Source organism: Enterococcus sp. LJL90 (assembly GCF_056924355.1).
Genome location: NZ_JBXPBQ010000004.1, coordinates 56,037 through 73,512, shown reverse-complemented (window position 1 = coordinate 73,512; position 17,476 = coordinate 56,037). Strand labels below are relative to the sequence as shown.

General features: G+C 40.2%; 10 protein-coding genes. 3 read left to right on the top strand and 7 right to left on the bottom strand.

Annotated elements, in window-relative coordinates:
- Window positions 1-274 precede the first annotated feature (274 nt).
- Window positions 275-487, bottom strand: a complete 213-nt coding sequence (locus tag AC1Z3S_RS10465) for a hypothetical protein (protein ID WP_461740338.1) — start codon at window positions 485-487, stop codon at window positions 275-277.
- A gap of 264 nt (window positions 488-751) precedes the next feature.
- On the opposite strand from AC1Z3S_RS10465, the gene AC1Z3S_RS10460 reads away from it, so the two are divergent.
- The 3 genes from AC1Z3S_RS10460 (at window position 752) to AC1Z3S_RS10450 (ending at window position 5,271) form a co-directional block, all read left to right on the top strand.
- The gene (locus tag AC1Z3S_RS10460; RefSeq protein ID WP_461740337.1) at window positions 752-3,007 is read left to right on the top strand and encodes an ATP-dependent Clp protease ATP-binding subunit; all 2,256 of its coding nucleotides are present in this window, start codon (window positions 752-754) and stop codon (window positions 3,005-3,007) included.
- Between the two features lie 286 nt (window positions 3,008-3,293).
- Window positions 3,294-3,617 carry a DUF1827 family protein gene (locus AC1Z3S_RS10455; protein WP_461740336.1) on the top strand — a complete coding sequence of 108 codons (324 nt, stop codon included), beginning with the start codon at window positions 3,294-3,296 and terminating at the stop codon, window positions 3,615-3,617.
- A 148-nt stretch (window positions 3,618-3,765) separates the two neighbouring features.
- Window positions 3,766-5,271, top strand: a complete 1,506-nt coding sequence (locus AC1Z3S_RS10450; RefSeq protein ID WP_461740335.1) for a helix-turn-helix domain-containing protein — start codon at window positions 3,766-3,768, stop codon at window positions 5,269-5,271.
- Window positions 5,272-5,360: 89 nt separating this feature from the next.
- Here AC1Z3S_RS10450 and AC1Z3S_RS10445 read toward each other — a convergent pair whose 3' ends face one another.
- From AC1Z3S_RS10445 to AC1Z3S_RS10420, 6 genes are all read right to left on the bottom strand, one after another.
- The gene (locus AC1Z3S_RS10445) at window positions 5,361-6,185 is read right to left on the bottom strand and encodes a class C sortase (protein WP_461740334.1); all 825 of its coding nucleotides are present in this window, start codon (window positions 6,183-6,185) and stop codon (window positions 5,361-5,363) included.
- Between the two features lie 323 nt (window positions 6,186-6,508).
- Window positions 6,509-8,137, bottom strand: coding sequence for a SpaH/EbpB family LPXTG-anchored major pilin (locus AC1Z3S_RS10440; RefSeq protein WP_461740333.1), 1,629 nt, complete (start codon window positions 8,135-8,137; stop codon window positions 6,509-6,511).
- Between the two features lie 106 nt (window positions 8,138-8,243).
- On the bottom strand, window positions 8,244-9,518 hold the full coding sequence (locus AC1Z3S_RS10435; protein ID WP_461740332.1) for a pilin N-terminal domain-containing protein: 1,275 nt from the start codon (window positions 9,516-9,518) through the stop codon (window positions 8,244-8,246).
- On the bottom strand, window positions 9,511-13,881 hold the full coding sequence (locus tag AC1Z3S_RS10430) for a SpaA isopeptide-forming pilin-related protein (protein ID WP_461740331.1): 4,371 nt from the start codon (window positions 13,879-13,881) through the stop codon (window positions 9,511-9,513). The genes AC1Z3S_RS10435 and AC1Z3S_RS10430 overlap by 8 nt, the downstream gene beginning before the upstream one ends.
- Window positions 13,882-14,443: 562 nt before the next feature.
- Complete coding sequence (locus AC1Z3S_RS10425; protein ID WP_461740330.1) at window positions 14,444-15,583, bottom strand: class C sortase; 1,140 nt, start codon at window positions 15,581-15,583, stop codon at window positions 14,444-14,446.
- A 193-nt stretch (window positions 15,584-15,776) separates the two neighbouring features.
- Complete coding sequence (locus AC1Z3S_RS10420) at window positions 15,777-17,354, bottom strand: peptide chain release factor 3 (RefSeq protein WP_461740329.1); 1,578 nt, start codon at window positions 17,352-17,354, stop codon at window positions 15,777-15,779.
- Between the last annotated feature and the right edge of the window lie 122 nt (window positions 17,355-17,476).

Here is a 17,476-nt window from a genome sequence, read left to right as displayed (position 1 = left end):
TTCGATTGATTTTCGGGAAATCTCTAGGGCTTTTTGCGGAATTTTTCACAAAAAACTAAGAAAGACCGTTATTTAAAAACAAACTTGATTTTTCTGGTGATTTCAAGTGCTTCCCGTCATATAAGGCAGCTTTTTTCTCCCCACCGTCTTAGCAAAAATTTTAAACTTTTGTCAGGAATGAAGGCTCCTGTTTGCAATTTTTTTGAAAAATCTTTTCCTATTAAAATAAATTCACTTGAAAAAAATCTGGCAACGCCTTTGTTGATTGCTAGCTTTATTCTGTCAGTTCCTCAGCCGCCTGACTTTCAGGCTGATAGCGATAAATAATTTTACCTTCTAAGCCGGCTTCCCCGACAATATTTTTTTTATCTGGTAACTCCTTCCAGACATCGCGAAAAACTAAAAATTCTTCCCGGGTGACGACGATTTCAGAAAGCTCACCGGCTCTTAAGGCAGTTATTTTTTCTGCAAAGGGATTTTCAAACATCTTTGACACCTCCTGTTTGTTTTTTCTATCATAAATAAAAAAAGCCAATCGGACAAGAACCAGAAAATAAAATCCTAAAAAAACATTTGGGAATGGAAGTAAACCAAGCCAAATACTTGCACTTCTTAGAAAATATCGTATAATAACTACAAAAGGTCAAATTTGGTCAGTAACTAAAATTGACCATCATCCTTTTTCTTTTACATTTTCTCTGATGAAAAGTAAAATGACTTTTAAGGAATTTTTGAAAGGAAGTGTCTTCGTATGCTTTGTCAAAACTGTGGCATTAATGAAGCAACCATCCATTTATATGCGACCGTCAATGGTCAAAGAAAACAAATGGATTACTGCCAAAACTGCTATCAAAAAATTAAAAATCAAACGATGAATGATCCAACTGATAACCAACCAAGAATGGCCCAACAAGATCCCTTTGGTTTTAACAATTTGGATGATTTTTTCCGTTCTATGTCCCGTCAAATGCAACAACAAGGCGGTCCAGATCAAACACCGCCAACACAATTTGGTGGCGGAAATAACTTTAACAATAACGGTGGCCGTCCGCCCCGTGGTGGTGCCGGCGCTGCTAGCGGCCTATTAGGTGAATACGGCGTCAATATCACAGCCCAAGCTAGAGAAGGCAATGTCGACCCTGTTGTCGGTCGCGATGAAGAGATTCAACGGGTGATTGAAATTTTAAATCGCCGCACTAAAAACAATCCCGTCCTAATCGGCGAACCCGGTGTGGGTAAAACAGCGGTCGTTGAAGGCTTAGCCCAAAAAATTGTTGACGGCGATGTGCCGCAAAAACTATTGGAAAAAGAAGTCATTCGCTTAGATGTGGCGTCATTAGTACAAGGTACTGGTATTCGTGGTCAGTTTGAAGAACGGATGCAAAAGCTGATTGAAGAAATCAAATCAGCTGAAAATGTTATTTTGTTTATTGATGAAGTCCATGAAATTGTTGGCGCAGGTTCAGCCGGCGATGGCAATATGGACGCTGGTAATATTTTAAAACCCGCTTTAGCCCGTGGTGAATTGCAAATGGTTGGAGCGACAACTTTAAACGAATACCGCATCATTGAAAAAGATGCTGCACTAGAACGGCGGATGCAACCAGTACGGGTCGATGAACCGACTGTTGCTGAAACTATCACTATTTTGAAGGGTCTGCAAAGCCGCTATGAAGATTATCATCATGTAAAATATACGGATGATGCCATCAAAGCTGCCGCAAACTTATCCAATCGCTACATTCAAGATCGTTTCTTGCCGGATAAAGCCATCGATTTATTAGATGAAACTGGCTCTAAGAAAAACTTGACGATTCAATTTGTTGATCCAAAAACAATTGAACGGAAATTAGCCGAAGCAGATGCTCAAAAACAAAAAGCTTCTCAAGAGGAAGATTTTGAAAAAGCCGCTTATTATCGTGATCAAATTAATAAATTGGAAGAAATGAAATCCAAACAAGTTTCTGAAGAAGAAACCCCGGTGATTACCGAAAAAGATATGGAAATCATCGTTGAGCAACGGACTGGTATTCCAGTTGGCGAATTGAAGGAAAAAGAACAAACTCAATTGATTAACCTGGCAGATGACTTAAAAGCCAATGTCATTGGCCAAAATGAAGCCATTGACAAGGTTGCCAAGGCAATTCGCCGTAACCGTGTCGGTCTAGGCAAACAAAACCGACCAATCGGCTCCTTCTTATTTGTCGGCCCTACTGGTGTCGGTAAAACTGAGTTGGCTAAACAACTCGCAAAAGAAATGTTTGGCTCAGAAGATTCGATGATTCGTTTTGATATGAGTGAGTACATGGAAAAACACAGCGTTTCTAAATTGATTGGTTCGCCTCCAGGCTATGTCGGCTATGATGAAGCGGGTCAATTGACAGAGCAAGTGCGCCGCAATCCTTACAGCTTGATTTTATTAGATGAAATCGAAAAAGCGCATCCAGATGTGCTGCACATGTTCCTACAAATTTTAGATGACGGTCGTTTGACTGACGCACAAGGCCGAACAGTTAGTTTCAAAGATACCATTATCATCATGACAAGTAATGCTGGTACTGGAAATGTTGAAGCCAATGTTGGTTTTGGCGCTGCTCGTGAAGGGGTAACCCGCTCTGTATTAAATCAATTGAACAATTATTTCACGCCAGAATTCTTGAACCGTTTTGATGGTATCGTAGAATTTAGTGCCCTTTCAAAAGAAAACTTGAAGGCCATTGTGCTCTTGATGCTTAATGAAGTCAACAGCTTGTTGGCTCCACAAAAGTTACACATTGATGTTGCGGAAAATGTTCAAGAAAAATTAGTTGATTTAGGCTACAATCCTGAAATGGGGGCCCGTCCATTGCGCCGGACAATCCAAGACACGATTGAAGATGGCATCGCTGAATTTTATCTGGAACATCCAGAAATCCATGAGCTCAAGGCGAAATTGGATAAAGACGGCAATATTGTTGTGACCTCTAAGCCAGAACGTTTAGCCAAAGAAAAACCTGAAGTTGAATAAGATTTATTTATCAATAACAGATAAAACCAATTAAAATTAACTTAAAGTAGCCAGCCTAATCCGAGGTTGGCTACTTTTTTAAGCAAAAGACTTTTTTAATTCTTAAAAAATGATTATAATTAAGCTATAGGGAAGTGACATGAAAATGTTAAATCTCCACGGTCAATGATTTTAAAAAATCCATTGATAACCCTAATTAAAGTTTTCTTAAACGATGACTCTTGTTTTTTAAATCAGAGTCCGTATCTACTTAAAGCTCTCATAACTTACTCAAGGAGGTGAACCTATGAAACTTGTCAATGTAACCAACAGCCATGCACGTCTAGTAAAAAATCAGTTGGAAACGACAGATGCCCAAGTGGTAAAAGTTTATTCCGCTGGTAATACGACAGTTATTTTTACAGAAGCTCCGCTACATAATGAAATTGCGTTAATCAATAAAAAACGAAATATTCTGCCCTCTGAAATTTCAGAAATCAAAGAGCGCTTTTTGAAAAAGCTGCCGCAAAATTCTTACGATGCTACAAAAATTACCACGATTGAAATTCCCGGTTTAGTTGAAATCTCCATTCCTAAAGTCATCGCCAGTGCCCAAAGTAATGCTTCTTAAACAATCACTGTCTGTTTTCCTATCCAAGTTATTCAGCAAATTCATCCACTTCTGCTTCTGCTAGTCGCTTCTAGTCTTGTTGGGAACAGATGTGGATTTATTTGATTTTGTCGCTACCGTCAATTTTAGCAAAGTGAGGGGGAGAAACGTGCTAGAACAACTTTTATTGGAAAGTGTCGCAAGTAAAAAATTGCAGATTTATGGGTTTTTAACAAAGGGTAAACAAGCGCCAGTCACCCCTGCTAATCTGCGGGAAACATTTTCCATCAGTTACAATCGTCTTCAAGCTCTTTTGGAGGAAATTCAATTTGACCTGGAAAAGATTGGTATCACCCAATCTTTATGGGATGAAAACGGCAATCTAATCTGTTTTAATAATCCGGATCTGTACATGCACTACCGCTCTTATTTGTATAATCAAAGTCTACCTTATAAATTTGTATTGACCTCATTGTTGGAACCGGAAAAAAACGCCGAAGTTTTTTTGAAGGAAAATTTTACTAGTCGTGCTTCTTTAGCCCGCAAGCTGACCCCTTTATCAGAATATCTACAGGAAATCGGTTTAAAAATGAATCGCTCGCAGATTAAAATCAGCGGCGAAGAAAAAATTGTGCGGGTCTTCTATTTTAATGTGTGCTGGTTTATTTCCTATGGGGAAGATATTATTTCCAATGTCAATTTTATCGGCTCCATCACCCCTTCTGATTTTCTCTATCTGTTTTTACAGCAGGCCAATCAACAGGCCTGGAAATTAATGACCGCCATCACTCATTTACGGCATCAACAAGGCTTTTTCGTCAACGATGAAAAACTTGAAGAACTGTATTTTCCTAATATCGCTAATCCTTATCCGCAGCTTTTCGGTGAAGACATCGATTATCATGGCCATGAGGATGCCGAAGTAGATTATCTCTGTTTTTCGATTTTTTATTGGCCGAATTATTTTGATATTAAAGACCCGCGGCTGCCCTTTGTGATGCATTCCTTTGATGATAATTTTCTCCATATCAAAGAACTCGCCAAAGATTTGATTGCCGATATTAAAGGCGGCTTATTGAACGGTGAATTTGATGACGAGGCCCAGACTCTGATGAAGGCCAACCTATTCGTGGTTTTTTATAATCAGGATTTGACCTCTGCCAGTGTACCGCTGCTTTCTGCCTTTATGACGGGCCGCATCGAATCTCAAAAAACCTTTTATCCGTTTTTATACAAACATATTTATCATTTTCTTAAGGAAAAAAGTAAAACCGCAAAATTCAGATGGCTGGGGAAACGGTTGGAGGATTTGGTCTATCTTTCAGCTTTGATTATTTTACCAAAACTAGAAATTACCGATAGTTCCGCCCGTTTAAAAGTTGGCCTGATACCCGGTCCGAATTTTGCGGTGATCCACGCAATTCAAAACTTTTTATATGATTTGAACTACGTTGATGCCGAATTATTAACAAATGTTGAAGAACGCAGCTGCGATTTTTACATCAGCAGCTCCCCTAGCTTTCTAGCGGATATTCCTCCTGAAAAGATTTTCGTCGCCAACAGCTTTGAAGGTGACGACTATCTCAGCGAGCTTTATTTAGTCTTGAAAAAAGCTTATCTGCAAAAGAAATTGAAAATGTTGGCCCCAGAAGAAGCTCAAGACTCCGTTGATTAGACAGATGCCCTTTCTTCTTCACCCAGACCTCCTGAATCCTGCTGGTTGACAGCAGGATTTTTTTGCTGCTGGCGATATTTTTTAATTTTTCAAGACAACCAATAAGCAAAAATCGCTAGAAAAATTGCCAACCCCACAAGCAAGCCAATCAAACGTTTGCTATGATAACTGCCGGCTTGTTTAATTTCTTGACTCATCGCCGCCCGATAAGGGATTCGTTTGCCCGTCACCAAAAGGCGATGACTGTTGATGCTATATGGCGTACAGGTCAATAAAGTGACAATTTCTGCCCCTTCTCTGATTGCAAGCGACTCGATTTCTTCTGGCAACACCACCTGAATTTCAAAAATCTGATAGGCAAAGCGTTCCCCTAAAACGTCGATGTAAAATTTATCCTCTTTGTTCAGTTTATCTAAATCTGTAAAGAGCATTTTTTCAGGAATGCCGGTGTGCCCTGTAATTACCGCATGGGTATTGTTTCCTCCGACTGGAAAGGAAGTTCCCTGCAAATGAGTCGCTCCTTTTTCCAATAGCGCCTCGTTCGTTTCATCGAACAGCGGCAGACTAACATTTATCGCCGGTATGTAAATTGCGCCAATCGTATGACTTTCAAAATATTCTCTAGTGGGATCAATCGTATTGCTGACTGCCGCCTCAAAGGGGTCCACCACTTCACCCATCCCCGGCACGTAACTTTTTTTACTGCTGTCAGCATTTTGCTGCTTCATCTCAGCTAGCTTTTGCTGCTGCTTTTCATCAGCAGCAATTTCTTTTTGATAACTAGCGATGCGATATTGGTCGAGAACATTATTGATTCCATCCACGACAAAAGGATAAGAAAAAACAGCTACTCCGGCTAAAAATAAAAAGCTCATCAAGAGTTTTAAAATAAATTCAATTTTAAACCAGCGCATTTTCTCACCTTCTTTATGTATAAGATTCCCCGTATTAGCTTGATATCTGCTTGGCAATCTATTAGAAAAACTGCGACAGCGGCTTTGGCAAAAGATACACAATAAACCCGTCATCAAATGATTGCTCACTCTAGAAATTCCTAGAGATAAAATCATCAGGTCTATTTTCTTGCAGGAGAAAGTGTAAGGACCAAAAACATTTCCCCTGAAAGATTGCTTCTCAATTACTTTTATACCGCTGCCGCAGTTTCTTCCATCCTGTTTTAAATTACAATGATTGTTGCTGCAAGTCGAGCTATCTAAACTCTCTCAGCTGTTAAGTATTAAACCTCCAACTGATTTTTAGACTTGCGATACCAAACATATGCCCCAGACATCATTGCTGAGCCAGCTGCTAAGAAGAGAAGGATACCCATGCCGCCGGTTGCTGGTAAGAAGCCTCTCTTGACGTTAAGGATTTCTTTGCTACCTTTTGTTTTAGTACTGGTGAAGGTCATATACCGCACTTCGAAGCTTGGCTTGGCTTGCTCCTCCGCAGGTAATGCATAACCTGTTGGCGCTTCAAATTCGACTAGTTTGTAGTCGCCATAAGCTAGGCCGCTGATACCGAATACTTTATCTGTCGAAACGATAGCGGTTGCACCAGCATCATTTTCGATCCAGTTTATATCCGCCGCATTGTTAGCGTTATACTCTGTTAAAGAATTATTTCTTTTATCCTTGAATTGAGCGTATTGTCCATAGCTATTCATCAGATAGAATTTCGCTCCTTCCAACAGCATATCTTTGGTGGTCGCATCAACTTTTTTGAAGTTGTAGCCGCCAGTTGCCACAAGTTCATCTGGTGAAACTTTTTTTTCATAAGGTTTGCTATCTTTACCAGTGCCTTTAATTTCAATTTGGGCAGTGTTCTCATACAAATGATCAATCACGGTCGTTTCAGTCAGTTTCATGGAATAAGTAACTGTTAGATTTTTTGGTGCAGCATCTTCTAGCTTGTTGATTAAATCTGTGTTTGGCTTATCTTGTCCCAAATAACGCTTGGTTAATTTAAGTTTTAATGTCCAAGTTAAGCCATCACGATCTTGTCCAATCTCATAGTCTTGATCTTTTACAAGAAGAGTTTCTCCCGCCATTACCTTAATTGAACCTGCATCAAGCTCCAAACCAGTATTATTCATCGTATCAGTGATTTTATATTCACTAATCTTTAGACTGCCATTCTTGTAAATATTCATCGGGATTGGAGAAGTGATTTCATATTCGACCTTTTCACCGATTTCAAAATCTAAAACCTGATATCCATCTACAGTATGTGGATTCTGATTGTTGAGAATATTTTTTGTTGGTGTGTACTTCAAATTTTTCGGAAAGAGTTGAATATCTGTATCAATGTCATTTGTGCCACTCTTGTATACCGGGAAGCCGACAATCATCGGTACAGCACCATCGACAATGTCATATGGCGAATCAGTTTCGACAAACATCAAAACTTTGTATTTGTTATTTTTGATCATATCTATATTGCTAAACTTTGCTTTCCCTTCCTTATCTGTTGTTATCGAAGTCCCTTTGTTACCATCAATATATTTTGACCAATTTTCTTGCATTTCTTTAATAGTAGCTTCCGCATCATTCTTTTTAGCAGCAAGCAATTTGTTGTACTCGGTAGTCACATCATACATGGTAAACTCAACGCCCGACAGTGCCGTACCGCCTTGATGCGGATTTGTATCCCCATCATTTTGTTTTTCTTCTGGTAATACATTGTCAAAAGCAAATTTATTCAAGGTGATGGTAACCTTGTTTGTGCCGCTACCTTCACCGCCGCCTGGCCCACCATTTACAACATTATCCTCTGCCTGTCCCCGAATTGCCATGCCCCCGAATAACAATGGTATCAAAAGCATCAATGTAGCAACCCAACCAAAAATTTTTCGTGCTTTTCTCATTTTTTAGTCATCCTTTCTAGATGGTTTTCATTTTTTATTGACAAGAATCCTGTGCAAAATCAATTTCACTTGGAGGGAGTGGTCTGCACAGGAAACTGACACACACTTAGTCCCTTGCATTAGCTCGATTTTTTTTCCATAAAAACCAAGCTAATACCATTAAAAGTAATCCCAGAAACATCCAGGAGCTCTGTACTTCTCCTGTCTGTAAAATTTTTTGTTGATTAAGCGACGTTTTTGTGGTATTCGTCGGTGTTGGTGTCGCAGCGGCTTTTTCGGAAGTCCGGTAATTGTAAACGCGCGGCTCTAATTTCTGATAGGCCGAGTCCGGCACCAATCCAGAAATTAATTCCTCCATCCGATACCCATTCACCGTCACATATTGCGGATTTCCTGCTTCATCCTCCCAGGATTCTGGAATAACGACCTCAATTCCCCGATCTTCGTCTTCGATTGTGTATCCTTCGGCGGCCTGTAATTCTTCAAAATAGTAAGTGCCAGAGGGTAGAAAACGATTATTAGTAGTCACTAAGCCATCACTGCCTGAAGTAAATTTAGTAACATGCTCATCATTTAGCGGGTCGGTGGATGCCGACCAACCATTTTGCAAAGAATTCACTTCGCTTTGATCGAGATACAATTTTTTCCCATTGCTGTCATAGCGGTACAAGGCGAAGGTCACCCCTTGAATTGGTTCCCCTAATTCTTGACTACCAGCCTTTTTACCATACTTAAAGAAATATGGATCCCGCACATAGCCGATGTTTTTGGTATAAAGATGAATTTGCTGCAACTCATTGTTTTCCCTTAAAGGATTCATGATGGGTAAAAAGAGAATCATCGGTACAGAGCGCCGTTCGATATCTACGTTTAAACGCACATCCGGGTCCGGTGTTGTTTCGACAATCAGATAGACAGCATCCCTTTGCTGGCTATAGCGAGCTAAAGTGGTGCGGCCAATGCCACCGCCAAAGACAGCATCTTCATCGGTATTGACTGGTCCTGCCACCAAGGAAAGATTTTTTTCCTTGATTAATTCCGCTACCTGACTCATCGAAAGCTGATTAAATACTTCTAAAAATTCTTCTTGATTCTGCTTCGATTCAGCATAATAATCTGTTAAGTCATAGATTAAAAAATTTGCACCGTTAAAAGGCATAGCCATCTCAATGATGTCTTCCTGCCAATTTTCTTTGGGAACTTCGATACCGGTATTTTGGTAGTCCTCAATATCGGGCATCATCACATCTCGATAAATGCGTTTATGCAAAATCAATTCCACATTGTCAGCTGCTGCTGTGGCAGACTGCGGCAGACCAATGCCAATTGCTAATAGAAACACTAGGAGTGCCGAAACTAGATGAATGATTTTTTTAATCATGGAGTCCAGCCTCCCTTCCTTTGAGCCGCTTTGTCAGCCAGCCGACAAATAAAGATGCTGTTAGAAGTCCAGCCGCAATCAGAAACTGTCCTAATCGACCAATGCCTCCTGTTGCTGGCAGTGGATTATATGGATTATTGCTGACAGTAAATTCTATTTGCAGCTTGCCTTTTTCTTCTTTTAGGCTGACTGTTTCTTTCTCACCAGATGGCTGGCTGTCAAGATAATATTGGACTTCTGCCACCAGAGAGCCCTTTTCAATCAGCTTTCCAGACGCATCGATAAAGTTTGCGTCAGCTTGACGAATTTCCAGTTCAAAATACCCTGATAGTCTTTGATATCCTGATGGCGCTGTAGTTTCTTCAATTTTGTAGGTCCCTAGTTCAAGCTCAGCCAGTTGATAGTTGCCTGAATCTTCAACTTCAATTAAGTTATCTGGCTCCAGCCATTTTCCATTCTCTTTTTTGGTTGCGGTGAACTCCGCACCAGAAAGCATTTTTTCTGAGTTGTATCTGTCATTTTTTTTGACAGTCAAATCAATTGGCAGCAATTGGTTTTCAACTGACACAACCCATGTCAATTTCCCAGAAATTTCTTTTTTTTCAATTTTGGCTCCTGAAGAATCTTCAGCAAGTATGACTTCACCTGATTCCTTGACTTCAATTTGCCAATCCTTCTGATTTTTTAGATAGCCTACCAGTGTTTCTTCTTCGGTCAGGGTATACTGACCTTTTTCCAAGACAAAGGGTGCACTAAAATCTAAATCTTGATATTTGTCACCATTTAGCGCTTGGAAGAAATTTCCAGCTCCCACTTCACTCCAGCTAAGGCCGCTTGATTCTTTAACACCTTGTAAACCACTGTATGCTTTGTAGGTAGATTTATTTGAAGTAAACCCAGTTTCATTCCTTGAAAGCTCAAAGCTGACCCCATTTAGAATCTGCTCACCTTGCTTTTTGACGATAACCAAGTCGGCAGCTTGTTGCTGATTTTCAATTTTCAACTGCAGAGGTAAAGTTTGACCTGCTTCAGTCGCAATCTTTTCAAACTGTGTTTCAACTTGGCTTTGCTCTTCGCTATTTCTGTGATAGGTGATGTTTTGAGTCGCTGGATTAACTTCGATTTCCCAATAATCATCTTCACTAGGATCTTCGTAGTTTTCTGGTGCCTGTGTTTCATAAATCCGATATTTTTTTGATTCAGTTGAAATCTCAAGGGTTAATGGTTTTTTTTCACTATTACTTGACAGATAGAAAGTCACCACACCAGCATCGTTAGAAACACCTTCGCCTAAGACTCTGGTAAATTCCCCATCTTTTCCTGCCTCCCGCAGCTGAAATTTTGCATTAGGTAAAGGCTTGTCGCCATCAACCTTAAGGACAGAAATTTCCAAAGGCTTAAACTGATTTTTCACCGTCAAATGGACAGTCGGTGGATTATTATTTTTTTTGGTTTGAGTAATAGAAAATACATGATTGGACCCTGAATATCCGAAGGGCCATGTGTCAGTTTTACTACCTGCTTTATTCCACCAATTAGGAAGGTCATCGTATGAAGTTTTGCTCCCGCTCGTTTCATTAGTCAATGAAAATTTACCGGAAGATTTACTCACTTGAAACGTCAAACTACCAGAGAGTTTTTGATATTGATTCGGTACTTTAGTTTCTTGAATTTGATATATCGGGCTAGATTTTCGATTGCTTGGAAAATCAAAGGCAAAACCAGCCTCGCCATTGGCACTGGTCTGAGAACTTCCTTCTACTTGTCCCTTTACTTTGGATAGTTCGAAGGTCACTCCCGGAATTGGGTTTCCAAAAATATCTTGCTTTTTAACAACAATATCCCGCTCCTGATTTAGATAGCGAATCGACGGCACCGGTAAATACATTTTTTTATTTGTATCTGTCGTTGGCCCATTCATCAGATAGGTTTCTTGACTGACAGTCTGAAATTCCCCATTTTGCGCGTCTGACTTCAGTTTGATTTGATATTTCAGACGAACCATTTCTCCTTGACCTAAGGTGATATTTGAAAACTGAAAACCGCCTTCCTGCAGTGGTTGCGTTTGGACACTCGGTGTTTGATTGGTCCAACGTTGAGGTGTGCCATAATCACTCAAATTAGTTTGGACTTCAGGAAGCTTGTAATAAGAAGTTTCTACATTGTTGCTTGTTAGAGAAACATTGTTGCTTAATTTATCAATCAAACTGGCATTATTAAGCGTTTTTCCACCAGCACTAGTAATATCGATTAGTGCTGCCAGTAAGTCCTCCGTTGAATTTGCATCATAGTATTTTTCAGCGGAAATATTTTTTAAAACGGTTTTTCCGGTGTTATTAATGCCGATGCCGACACTATAGACAGAGGCGCTATTATATTTTGCTGCCAGCCAGCGATGATAGGCAACCGTGTTGATGGCATTATTCTTATCTTGCTTTGTGCTGCTAGTACCATCGCCATAGAAATAAGCACTTGTATTGCCAGACGCTATTTCTCCAAAATCAAAATAGCGATAGTTTGTGTCCCTTCCTTTCTCATATTTACCATCAATTAACTCATTGCCTTTGCGAAATTCAGTCGGAACTTCATCCTTCGCATCAAAGATAGCAGCATCGTAATTTTTTAAATATTGAAAATTGGTATTTTTTGACCAATAGTTTGATAAGTCAGAAAAATAGTTACTCCACTTACTAGAGCTAGCAGAAGGTTTAGGTTCAGGGGTATTGTTTTTACCATACTCAACTAATGCACCTTTAATTCCGCTATATGATACGGTCGGCTGACCATCCCCAACGACAATTAAAATTTTTTCCCGCGAAGCATCACTGGTATCACCATACAAAACTTGATACCCTTTTTGCAGTCCAAGAGCCAGAGGAGTTCCCTGGTCTTTTCTAGCACTAGAATTTAAAACACTACTATTTAGGACCTCATTCAGCTTACTGCTTAGAGGAAAACTATTGGCTGTCATTCCTTCTTCTGTGTGCCCGTAAAAATCAACTAAGCCGACTTTCACATCTAGAGAATGATTGTTAAATAGCCTCTCAATAGTTTTTCTCACAGCCTCTTTTAAGGACTCATCTTTTTTTTCACCATGGATTGAGCTTCCCATACTGCCAGACTTATCTAAAACAAAAACAATATCTAGTTTTTGTTTGACAATTTCTTGATCAGCAGTTCCAACGACTTCCAGATAGACATTATAGGTAGCAGTTGAGTCAGTTGCGCTGCTTTCCTTAACGGGCTCCACCCATTTCTTAACATAGGCTCCGTTATAAGAGGTATAGCTATTGGCAAAATCCCGATCATTCCCCCATAATTGCATGGTTGGGCCGTGACCCGAAGCTCCTACCGCTACTGAATCGTCATCATTTTCAGCATAATTGTAATTGTGCCAATTTGCTTCTTGACTGCCATCAGTCACCGTTTGAAAATCAGTTGTATAATCACTGGTACTGTGTAAGAGTAATTTTTGTTCATCATAAAGAAATGGGTCGCTTTGAGCGAAAGGACCTAAAGCAATGCCGCTGCCGATCAAAGGGTTTCGCTGAATTTGTACGTATAGAGGTAATGAGCCGGTAAAGGCATTGACCTCCTCTATGATTTCTTCGGAGTCTGAAATCGCTTCTGACGATTCGTTTGAAGCCTCAGCGTCTGAATTGTCAGTCGGATTTTCTACAGGCTTTTCTGTCTCTTCGACAACGTTATTATCTTCAGTTCCAGCTGGAATCTCTTCTGAATTTTCTGGTTGCTCTGATTCTGACGTTTCGGGTTCTTGTGGGGTCCCAGCTGCTTCTGTATTTTCTGTCTCGCCAGCTGATTCCTTAACAGGCTCTTCTGCTTCTTGCGGGACTGTCTCGTTTACTTCTGTTTCAGATACTTCTTCTAAAGTATCCAAACTGACTACAACGGGAACCTGTCCAGCTGTCTCGCTTTTATCAGTTGAAAAATCAAGCGAGCCGCTTTGGACAGCTTCGGAATAATCCGGTGTGTAATACCAGTCATAATTATTTCCGTCATCTGTAACCTTCATTGTTGCAATGGCTCCATCACCAGACTGGCCTAAGCCTTGACCGCGAATATTATAGATTGTGCCAAAGCCGATGCTGCTGCGATCAATGGCAATGCGTAGTCGCTGTTTATCCGGCGTGGTTTTTTTTTGAAACTCAAGATGCCAATCATAAGTAGTTTCAGTTTCTGTATAGCTAGCCTCAACATAAACAGTCTGATCATTGACCAGCACTTGCGGTGCATCTGGACCAACCGCCTCAACCATAATTGGAAAAAGCCCAACTATTCCCCGAATAAGAGGCACTAAAATCACAAGCAACATCAGTGCTGATAGCCAACGTTTATTCTTCATCTAATCACCCACTTTCAATCTGAAAAAAGCAGTGCTTGGCCATAGCACTTTTCTTTTTCCAATACCTTGCAACCCCACGCTTTTTTAGCAAACCTGTGTCTGGTTTAAAAGCTTGCTTTTTTTGCAACGCATCCTGATTGCCCTCCCAACTTGCATAAAACCTTACCTCCACTCGGTTTCACAAAATCGATTTGTTCCACAAGCTAATAGTAAAATGAGAGCGCTAACTATACCATCTCCAAGAAAACGTAATATAATCGCTTTTTTTGACTTTCTCTGATATTAATTGGTCAAAAAACTTAAAATATAACGACTTTTACAGTTACTCAGATTTGTCTAATTTAATTAGCAAAAACGAGATTCATTACAATAACAAGCACACTAAAATCAGTATGCACTATGATAAATAAGTAATTATCAAATAATTAAACAACAAAAAAACACCTTCATATTTTTCAATAATAAAGAAAAATATGAAGGTGTAATTTTGACAAAAATTACGATTTCATCTTTATATAAAAACAATTTCCAAAATTTTTCGTAGGTGTATGCCAGACAACTTTTATAAAATTAAAGCTGTCTGACCGTTGTCTTGGCGCACTATTTTACCTTTGGAGCGTTTACCCAGCTGCAATAAGTAGTCAGCTTTCGTTTTTTTCTGGGGTTTAATTTTTAAAAGGATTTGCGGGTCTTCCTCACTCTTTATTTGATAGAAATCTTTAGGTAGACCAATAAATGCAAGTTCGCCTTTTTGATTGGTTTTGCTGACGATTGGCTGGCCTTTTCGTTGTAGATGATGCCGGCCTTTTTTATCCCAGACACTAAAGCTGCGGTTTTCCAGTGGTTGACCGGTGGCATCCTCCAATGAAAAACTGATGAAGACTTCCTCTTTGCGTCGACGCCAAGCCCGAATGATTTTGAAAAATAAAATCAAAATTCCCGCAACTAAACTAACCGATCCGCCGATAATCAACCATTGTCGCAGTAATCGGTTTTGGTTGCCGCTTGTCACAGTAGCCGCAACGGCTTCAGTGTAAGGAACACGATAACCACGAACTAATAGCCGGTGGGAATTAACCATATAAGGTGTACATGTTAGCAGCGTGACCAGATCTTCTCCCGGCTGGGCCGCCAAAACTTCAATTTGATCCGGCAACACGACAGTAATTTGGTCGACTTGATAGGCGAGCTTTTCACCGAAAATAGTCAGCACAAAAAGATCCCCCGCTTTTAAATCTGGTAAATCGGTAAATAGTTTTTTTTGCGGCAATCCTCGATGGGCCGCTAAAACAGAATGCGTGCCCTCACCGCCAATCGGCATGTCCGTTCCGCCGACAACTGTTGCCCCCATTTCTAAAAGTGTCTCGGCCGTCTGATCAAAAATTGGCATCTCTACTGATAGGGCAGGAATATTTAAAGTCCCCAGCAAATGATCTTCATAGACAGTTCCTTCAAGCTCATTGCTTAGCTGAGCGAAGGGGTCACTGGCTGTCTGCTGCTCCTTCGCCGCTTCTTTTAAGCGGGCGAGACGTTGGATGGTTTCTTCTTTTGTGATTGCTTTTTGGTATTGGGAAATGCGGACCTGATCCAACATATTGCTCAAGGCATCGCTATAAAAAGGATAGAGCATTACCAAGGCACCCACAAAAAATAGCAAGAGAATCGTAAACTGCTGGATAAATTTTCGTGTTGTTTTTTTCAAATTAATCCCCCATTTCGATTGGGATGAGCGGCGGGTTTTGAGAAAAGTAGGAAGTATTATTGCGACTGAGAGTGGTTATTTTACAAAATTGATGTCACCTATATTATACAAGCTTCCGAAAAGCAAAAAAAGAGTCCAAAGCAGTCGTGAAAAAAAACAGCTTTGGACTCTGTTATTTAATTTGAGAAAGTGATTACATCAAGCTTTTCAGTTCAACCTCGGGATATTTATCAGCAAACCAGCGTTCGGCAAATTGGTTTTCAAATAAAAATAGCGGTTGGTCGAAACGATCTTTTGCTAAAATATTACGACTGGAGCTCATTTTTTCATCTAAATCTTTTGGATCAATCCAACGGGCGATTTTATTGCCCATCGGTGTCATAATAACTTCGGCATTGTATTCATTTAGCATCCGGTGTTGAAAGACTTCAAATTGCAATTGACCGACTGCCCCGATAATATATTCATCAGAAAGATAGGTTTTGTATAACTGAATCGCCCCTTCTTGTACCAGCTGATTAATACCTTTATGGAAGGATTTTTGCTTCATAACATTTTTAGCTGTCACCTTCATGAAAAGCTCCGGCGTAAATGACGGCAATTCTTCATAGGCAACTTTTAATTTGCCTTCGTACAGAGTATCGCCGATTTGGTAATTTCCGGTATCATATATCCCAATAATATCACCAGCTACCGCCTCTTCAACATTTTCTCTAGCATCTGCCATAAATTGGGTGACGTTGCTGAGTTTTAATTTTTTGTTAGTTCTTTCCAAATTGACATCCATGCCCCGTTCAAAGGTGCCTGAACAAATTCGCAAAAAGGCAATCCGATCTCGGTGGGCTGGATTCATATTGGCTTGAATTTTAAAGACAAAGCCAGAAAATTCTTCTTCAAAGGGACTGACCTCTTCTCCTTCCACCGTTTTATGGGCGTGGGGTTCTGGAGCGAATTGTAAAAACGTCTCTAAAAAGGTTTGCACACCAAAATTGGTTAAGGCTGAGCCGAAGAAGACGGGTGTTTGATCGCCTTTTGCAATTTTTTCTGGTGAGAATTCATCGCCAGCTTCCTGCAATAGTTCGATTTCCTCTAAAACCTGCTGATAAACACTGTCGGTGTGTAATGGATTGTCAGCGGGAATATCACCATCGACTAAAGGAATCAAGCGTTCGCCGCCGTAGTTTTCCGGGCGGTATAATTCAACGCGTTTGTTATACACATCATATAAACCAGCTAAACCTTTTCCCATGCCGATGGGCCAGTTCATTGGATAAGATTCAATATTTAACAATTCTTCTAACTCTTCTAATAAATCCAACGGTTCACGGCCATCTCGGTCCAATTTATTGATAAAGGTAAAAATCGGAATGCCCCGACGTTTAACTACTTGAAAGAGCTTTTTCGTTTGGGCTTCAATCCCCTTCGCGCTATCAATCACCATCACGGCACTATCGACAGCCATTAAAGTCCGATAAGTATCCTCAGAAAAATCCTCGTGTCCTGGGGTATCCAAAATATTAATTCGTTTGCCTTCGTAATCGAATTGCATCACCGAACTCGTTACGGAAATTCCCCGTTGTTTTTCGATATCCATCCAGTCAGATTTAGCAAAGTTACCGGTCTTTTTTCCTTTGACGGTCCCTGCTTGGCGGATAGCCCCGCCAAAAAGCAGCAGCTGCTCAGTAATTGTTGTTTTCCCGGCATCCGGGTGAGAAATAATTGCAAAGGTCCGGCGGCGCTTGACCTCAGAAACTAAATTAGGGTTGTTCATTTTGTTCTCCTTTAAAATCGTAAATTTATCTTTTACCACAGGGAAATCCCTGTCAGTCAGTCTTTTTCAACTCACCTAGTATAGCATGATAGCAGGCGCAATTCAAAAAAATCCCCGTTAAA

What these genes read in the sequence shown, in the direction of transcription:
- AC1Z3S_RS10420 (WP_461740329.1), bottom strand. Translation starts at nt 17,354, where the DNA reads ATGAACAACCCTAATTTAGTTTCTGAGGTCAAGCGCCGCCGGACCTTT.
- AC1Z3S_RS10440 (WP_461740333.1), bottom strand. Translation starts at nt 8,137, where the DNA reads ATGAGAAAAGCACGAAAAATTTTTGGTTGGGTTGCTACATTGATGCTT.
- AC1Z3S_RS10445 (WP_461740334.1), bottom strand. Translation starts at nt 6,185, where the DNA reads ATGCGCTGGTTTAAAATTGAATTTATTTTAAAACTCTTGATGAGCTTT.
- AC1Z3S_RS10430 (WP_461740331.1), bottom strand. Translation starts at nt 13,881, where the DNA reads ATGAAGAATAAACGTTGGCTATCAGCACTGATGTTGCTTGTGATTTTA.
- AC1Z3S_RS10435 (WP_461740332.1), bottom strand. Translation starts at nt 9,518, where the DNA reads ATGATTAAAAAAATCATTCATCTAGTTTCGGCACTCCTAGTGTTTCTA.
- AC1Z3S_RS10465 (WP_461740338.1), bottom strand. Translation starts at nt 487, where the DNA reads ATGTTTGAAAATCCCTTTGCAGAAAAAATAACTGCCTTAAGAGCCGGT.
- AC1Z3S_RS10455 (WP_461740336.1), top strand. Translation starts at nt 3,294, where the DNA reads ATGAAACTTGTCAATGTAACCAACAGCCATGCACGTCTAGTAAAAAAT.
- AC1Z3S_RS10460 (WP_461740337.1), top strand. Translation starts at nt 752, where the DNA reads ATGCTTTGTCAAAACTGTGGCATTAATGAAGCAACCATCCATTTATAT.